Raw genomic sequence first — 5338 nt, 5'->3', positions numbered from 1 at the left:
AGGGCCAATATATGCTTTTGGAGCATATATTTTCCGCAAACGCGGAGTTCAGAGCATGAAAATCAACGATTCCGGACACACATTTTGTCGCTTAACCCTTTCTCGCCGATGACGCTTCGGTTCTTGTCATTGTCGATCAACCCAACAACATCGGCCGGTTAACCGTCGCAGTCGCCCAAGACATGGGGGCCGACGTTCGCTATCTACCGGGGCTTGCGATGCGGCAGCTCTCTCGCATCCACGTCGGCAACTCCAAGACCGATGTGCGCGACGCCTACGTCATCGCCCATGCCGGTCTTAAACTTCCGGATGCCTTGCGCAGCGTCGACCGCGTTGAGGAAGTCTTTATCCAGCTGAAAGTGCTCAACGGTATTGACGAAGATCTCGCCCGGGCCTACACACGCCTGATTAACCAGATGCGATCCGCGCTCGTGGGAACCTATCCTGCATTCGAACATGTTCTGCGCGGACAGGTGATTCATCGCAAGTGGATCCTCCACCTACTTGCGAAATACGGTGGCCCCACCAAGATTCGACGCGTCGGTAGAGCACGTCTGGCAGCCTTTGCGCGCAGTCACAGGGCGCGCAATCCTGAGCCTGTCATCGATGCCATGCTTGCTGCCATCCACGGGCAGACCGTGTCCATTGCCGGGGCAGAATACGCCGAACTTGGCGTAGCAATGTCCGCCAAAGATGCATTGGCCAAACTCGAGCATCGTAAAGAAATCGAGGCACAGGTACTCAAGCTCATCCAGGACATTCCTCACACCGAGATTCTTTTATCCATGCCCGGCATCGGTCCGCGTAGCGCCGCGCAGATCCTCATGACCGTTGGCGATATGTCCGACTTCCCCGATGCAGCGCACCTAGCGTCCTATGCAGGCCTATCACCGCGGACGAATCAGTCGGGAACGTCCATCATGTCGAATTCGCCCAACCGGGCTGGCAACAAAAAATTAAAGAACGCCCTATGGCAATCGTCTTTTGCATCGATCAGATTCCACGAGCGTTCCCGACAATTCTATGAACGAAAACGCAAAGAAGGCAAAAGACACAACGCCGCAGTTGTCGCACTCGCACGCCGACGCCTAAACGTTCTCTTCGCCATGATGCGTAGCGGCGAGCTCTACCGAGACATCTCCACAGTCCAAGAGGTCACAGCAGCTTAGAACCAACAGCTCCCATCCAAGCCGATTGAGCAGCAAGCCCAATCGGCTCCTCGAGATGCCCGAAAACAACATTCACACGGCGAAGCAGAAGCCCTTCATACCCCCAACAACCTCACCCACGGAGTTGACAACCTATATAGGAACACCCCCTCAACACAAAGCCTAGTTGGAGCGGCGGCGCAGCAGCACCAGGAACCCAGCAACGACGAGGGCCAAAACGCCCAGGCCGATCGCGACGTTGCGCCAGGAAGCCGATGGCTCAGCCTCAGCTTCCGGAGAAGCGTCCGCGGAAGAATCCGCACCCTCACCACCGACGACGCCTCGGATCCACTCGGCCTGCTCGGCAACCGGCGCCACCGCGACGGCGGCATTAGAGGTCATTTCCTCCTCCGTCGGGTTGTCCGGGTCCTCGAAGAGTCCAGCCGACATGATGCCGGCGACCTTGCCGTCGGCGAAGATAGCGCCGCCGGAGTCGCCCGGCTGGATACGGGCGCCGTTCTTGAGGGCGACCTCGAGGGCGGTTGGGGCGTCGAAAAGGGCGAGCGGGGAATCGCCGCGGACCTCGGCCTCGGCGGAGGGCAGCTCGGTGGAGCCTCCCGAGCCGTCGGAGGACCAGCCGTAGATGTTCACAGCGCCGGCGGGGACCTCGTCTGCAACCTCGGCGAACGTATCTAGCTGCATTTCCTCTTCGGTGTGGAGCAGGGCGATGTCGCCGCGCGGGGCAACCTCGTGGCGGTCCACCTTGTAGACGCGCTGGTCGTCTCCCTGGCCGGTGCGCACCGAGCCGCCCGGCTTGGCGGCGGCCTCGACGCAGTGGCGGGCGGTGATGACCCAGTGGGGGTCGATGGCGGTGCCGGTGCAGACGCCGTCGTCGGGATCGGAGTCGTCGACACGCACGGAGACCACGGGCTTGGCTTCGTCGACGTCGCCGGCGAAGGTGGTGCTTTCCATCGCCCATGCGGGCTGGGCGACGAGGGCGCCTGCGACGGCGAGGCTAGCTGCGAGCTTTTTCACGATTGTTCTCCTTCACTACCGCGGTGATGCGGCGAATTACAGTTTCAAGCGGCCCGCGCTGAAATATCGCGAGCCATACGTAAGCGATCACGATGGCGCCGCCCACGGTCACCCAAACGTTGAGCCACTCGGCGGTGAGCACGTGGATGCAGTACAGAGTCAGCGGCATCCGGCCCAGCGGGGCGAGCCATCCGAGCCAGCGTTGCGCCAGGCAGCACAGGGCGCAGATGCTTATCGACGCCCCCACGCTGCCCACAACGTCCATGAGTCCTCCGGTGTGGCCGGTGGCGTCGAGAAGCGGTGGCAACGGTGTGGTCCAGCGCAGCGCCACATCCAGGGCGAACAGCGCCCCGCCGACCACGAGGCCGGGCCACAACGGCATGTAGCGTTTGAACAGGATGCCGGCGATCATGAGCGTGGCCCACATCATGGGCGGGTACGGCCAGGACGACGGCGCGAGCACCGCCGAGCCAAAAGTGAGGGCGCACGCGAGCCACAGCAACAGTGGTGTGTCCCAGCGTGGCGCCCAGGCGAGCAGCGCCATGCAGACCCCGATGGTGCCGAGCACCACCACGATCGACCCCGAAAATGGGGCGAGCGCGAAGTGCAGGGCGATCAGAAGGATGCCGCGCACGATGAACTCGGCGGGCTGGGCGCGCATGTACCCCATTGAGACACCGGCGATGAAGGCGAACAGTGCGGCCGGGAAGCCGAACAGCACCTGTGCAGTGATGCCCTCTTGGACGGTGAGGTGCGCGACCATCATGGCGACGAGTGCCACCGCGCGGGCGGCGTCGATTCCTACGTTTCGGGTCTGCATGGCTGTGGAAGTTACGCAGCCAGATGTTGCGGTGACGTTAACGTGGGCGCAACACCCCCGCCGATACGATCGGGCTCATGACAATTCGGGTACTTGTGATCGACGACGAAGCCTATCTCGCCGACGCCATCGCCACCGCACTCAACAACGCAAACATGCAGGCTAGTGCCGTGTATGACGGCTTGGAGGCGCGTTCGCGTATCGACGACACCCGCCCCGACGTCGTCGTGCTCGACCGGGACCTGCCGGGGTTGCATGGTGATGAGGTGTGCAGGTGGGTCGTCGATACGCATCCCGCGACCCGGGTGATCATGCTGACCGCGTCCGGCTCCCTGGACGACAGGCTGGAAGGCTTCGGGCTCGGCGCCGACGATTATCTGCCCAAACCGTTCGAGGTGCCGGAGTTAATCGCGCGGGTTAATGCGTTGGCGAAGCGCAACGCCCCGGCGCGCGGCGAGGTGTATCGCTGCGGGGATGTGCGCCTAGACACCTTTCGGCGCGAGGTCACCCGTGGTGGCGAGACGGTGCCACTGAGCCCGAAGGAGTTCGCTGTGCTCGAGGTACTCATGGAGGCCGACGGCGGGGTGATCTCTGCCGAGGACCTGCTCGCGGAGGCGTGGGACGAAAACGCGGACCCGTTCACCAACTCCCCGCGCGTGACGGTGTCGCACCTGCGCAAGAAGCTAGGCGAACCGCGCATCGTGCACACCGTGGCCGGCGCCGGCTACTACGTGGCGGAGGAGGAACGATGAGGCTGAGTTTGCGGGCCCGCATTACGGTGATGTTCGTGGCCACGGTGCTTGGGATGGGGTTGGCTCTGATCGGGCTGGTGTATGCCTACCTGAAGCTCACCCCGGTGCCGGTAACGGCCACCTTCCCCACGGTGGAGGACGGTGTCATCATCGACGGTGCCGTGCCGATCACCAGCGAGATCCTGCGCCGCGTCCTCCTCGCCTCCCTGTCGGTACTTGCCCTGTTGACCCTGCTTGCGGGTGTGATCGGCTGGTTCGTGGCAGGCCTGGTGATCAAACCTCTTCGCGACATTGCCGACGACGCCGCCTCCGTCACCCGCGGCGACCTCTCAGCCCGCATCACCCACCATGGTCCCGACGACGAGGTCGGCGAACTCGCAGACGCGCTCAACGTCATGCTCGACGAATTGGCGGGCGCAGTGGAGCGCCAGCGCCGGTTCGCCTCCAACGCCTCCCATGAGTTGAAGACTCCGATCGCAACCATCCAGACCATGGCAGACGTGGCCCTGACCGGCGACGACGGCGGGCTGCGTCCCACGCTAACCCGCGTGCGCGAGGTCAACGCCCGCAGCGCCGACACCGTCGCCGCCCTACTCCAGCTGGCCAACGTGGACGTGCGCGACCGGCAGCGCCTCGACCTGGCAGAACTGTGCCGCGAGGTGTGCGCCGACCGCAACGTCCCCGCCGACGCCGTGCCCGTGACCGTGGACGCCTCCCCCACCCTGACCCGCCAGGCGGTGGACAACCTGGTGCGCAACGCACTCACCCACGGCAACAACCCCGCGCTCACCCTGCGCAAGGTGGGCAACTTCGCTGAGGTCACCGTGGAATCCGGCGGCGAGACCTACTCCGCGGCCGAGGTTGCAACCTGGACCGAACCATTCGCGCGCGCCGAACGCACCGCAGGTGCCGGCCACGGGCTCGGGCTGGCACTCGTCGATGCGATCGCGAACGCCCATGGCGGATCCCTGGTGCTTGCGCCGCGGGCCGGTGGTGGGCTCGTCGCAAAGCTATCGCTTCCGGCCTAAAGCTCCCGGATGTAGAGCAGCATGCGGGAGCCTTGCTCGATGTTGGTCAGGCCGTGGCGTTCGTAAAAGCGGCGCGCATCGGTGTCTACCTCGTCGACGTTGATTTGTAATTCGCCGGCGCTGTGCTTGCGGATCTCCTCGAAGACCCGCTGCAGCAGCGCCGTGCCGACCCCGCGATTGCGGTGGGCAGGTGCGACGTAGAGCTCGTCGAGCATCGCCACCGGCCCGTCGTAATACGGGCTCGGGCGCAGGGTGACGTAGGCGAAACCAATATCGCCGGCGAGGAGAACGAAGGCGTCGTCGTGTGCGATGATCTGCGCAAACCGCTCCTCAAGGCCTTCGGGAACCGGGGTATCAAACTCTGTGTTGAAATCGCGCAATAGCTTTGCGACGACCCCCGCGTCCGCTACCTCCGCGACCCTGATCTCGTTGGTTGTAGTCATATGCGCACACCTTAACGGGTTAAGCGACAAAATGTGTGTCTGCTATCGGCGTGTCGCGGGGTTAGATGTGGCCTTTTTGGATGCCGATTGAGTGTGTGTACTCGGTATCGAT

General features: G+C 63.6%; 5 protein-coding genes and 1 pseudogene. 3 read left to right on the top strand and 3 right to left on the bottom strand.

Annotated elements, in window-relative coordinates:
• Positions 1-98: 98 nt before the first annotated feature.
• A pseudogene (locus BKN05_RS11485) lies at positions 99-1169 on the top strand (IS110 family RNA-guided transposase); the annotation flags it as partial.
• A 162-nt stretch (positions 1170-1331) separates the two neighbouring features.
• Here the strand turns inward: BKN05_RS11485 and BKN05_RS11480 are convergent.
• Positions 1332-2183, bottom strand: a complete 852-nt coding sequence (locus BKN05_RS11480) for a trypsin-like serine protease (protein WP_049147424.1) — start codon at positions 2181-2183, stop codon at positions 1332-1334.
• The gene (locus BKN05_RS11475) at positions 2164-3003 is read right to left on the bottom strand and encodes an acetyltransferase domain-containing protein (RefSeq protein WP_049147422.1); all 840 of its coding nucleotides are present in this window, start codon (positions 3001-3003) and stop codon (positions 2164-2166) included. The genes BKN05_RS11480 and BKN05_RS11475 overlap by 20 nt, the downstream gene beginning before the upstream one ends.
• A gap of 77 nt (positions 3004-3080) precedes the next feature.
• On the opposite strand from BKN05_RS11475, the gene BKN05_RS11470 reads away from it, so the two are divergent.
• On the top strand, positions 3081-3755 hold the full coding sequence (locus tag BKN05_RS11470; RefSeq protein ID WP_049147420.1) for a response regulator transcription factor: 675 nt from the start codon (positions 3081-3083) through the stop codon (positions 3753-3755).
• Positions 3752-4783 carry a sensor histidine kinase gene (locus tag BKN05_RS11465; protein ID WP_046095285.1) on the top strand — a complete coding sequence of 344 codons (1032 nt, stop codon included), beginning with the start codon at positions 3752-3754 and terminating at the stop codon, positions 4781-4783. The genes BKN05_RS11470 and BKN05_RS11465 overlap by 4 nt, the downstream gene beginning before the upstream one ends.
• Here BKN05_RS11465 and aac(3)-XI read toward each other — a convergent pair.
• On the bottom strand, positions 4780-5226 hold the full coding sequence (gene aac(3)-XI, locus BKN05_RS11460; protein WP_046095284.1) for an aminoglycoside N-acetyltransferase AAC(3)-XI: 447 nt from the start codon (positions 5224-5226) through the stop codon (positions 4780-4782). The genes BKN05_RS11465 and aac(3)-XI overlap by 4 nt on opposite strands.
• Between the last annotated feature and the right edge of the window lie 112 nt (positions 5227-5338).

Origin of the sequence: Corynebacterium sp. S5S1, assembly GCF_001913985.1 — a bacterium.
Classification (GTDB): domain Bacteria; phylum Actinomycetota; class Actinomycetes; order Mycobacteriales; family Mycobacteriaceae; genus Corynebacterium; species Corynebacterium marquesiae.
This window is presented reverse-complemented; position numbering and strand designations above follow the sequence as displayed.

Bases quoted from the DNA above. Each gene is read 5' to 3' on its own strand.
- BKN05_RS11475 (WP_049147422.1), bottom strand. From the start codon at position 3,003: ATGCAGACCCGAAACGTAGGAATCGACGCCGCCCGCGCGGTGGCACTC.
- BKN05_RS11470 (WP_049147420.1), top strand. From the start codon at position 3,081: ATGACAATTCGGGTACTTGTGATCGACGACGAAGCCTATCTCGCCGAC.
- BKN05_RS11465 (WP_046095285.1), top strand. From the start codon at position 3,752: ATGAGGCTGAGTTTGCGGGCCCGCATTACGGTGATGTTCGTGGCCACG.